Genomic DNA, 979 nt, shown 5'->3' on the forward strand with positions numbered 1-979 from the left:
GACCCATTCTGTACCTGAATCAGTAGGGATTGAAGTGTCTACACCAGAAGGTTCAATCGTTTATACAGGTGACTTCAAGTTTGATATGACAGTTTCAGATGCATATAAAACAGACTTTTCTCGTATTGTTGAAATTGGTCGTGACGGTGTATTCGCCTTACTAGCAGATTCCAATGCAGCAGAAAATATGAAACCCAATGCCACTGAAATTGAAATTGAACAAGGTTTGTTGAAAGAAGTGCGGAATGCTAAAGGTCGTGTTATCGTTGCGGCGGTAGCTTCAAACTTAATGCGTATTCAACAAGTTTTAGATGTTGCAAGTAAACTAGGTCGTCGTGTTTTCTTAGATGATACTGAATTGGAAGAAATTATTGACGTAGCTATTCGCTTAGGCAAACTATCGATTCCGTCAAAAGACTTGATTACCAACTTGAAAGACCTTGGACGTTTTGAAGATCATGAAATTATTTTCCTAGAAACTGGAAAATCTGGTGAACCGTTAACGACCTTACAAAAAATGGCCTCAAGTCGCCACACAGCTGTATCTATAAAAGACGGTGATAAGGTCATTATTGTGACAACACCTTCTTATGATATGGAAAAGGTGGTAGCAGAAACTAAAAACGATGTTTACCGTGCAGGCGGTGAAGTAGTTGAATTAGCTCAAGCGTATGCGTCAAGTGGTCATGCGAGTCCAAAAGACTTACAATTAATGATTAGTTTATTGAAACCCAAATATGTGGTCCCAATTTCAGGTGAATACCGTCTAATGTCTGCCCACAAACACTTGGCAACAGAGGTAGGTATTCCAGAAGAGAGTGTCTTCTTATTAGATAAAGGGGATATCTTGACCTATAAAGATGGCAATATCCATATCGGTGGTGCCGTACCAGCTTCAAACGTATTGATTGATGGAGCGGGTGTTGGAGATATTGGTAATATTGTTCTTCGCGACCGCCGTATCTTATCTGAAGATGGT

Annotated in this window: 1 protein-coding gene; it reads left to right on the forward strand. The window is 39.8% G+C overall.

Translation table 11 applies throughout. From position 1 onward, the window contains the following. On the forward strand, positions 1-979 hold a 979-nt coding region (locus ACRCJ0_RS15505), incomplete at both ends, for a ribonuclease J (RefSeq protein ID WP_431391086.1).

The sequence above is a fragment of the Aerococcus sp. L_32 genome, from assembly GCF_050689315.1.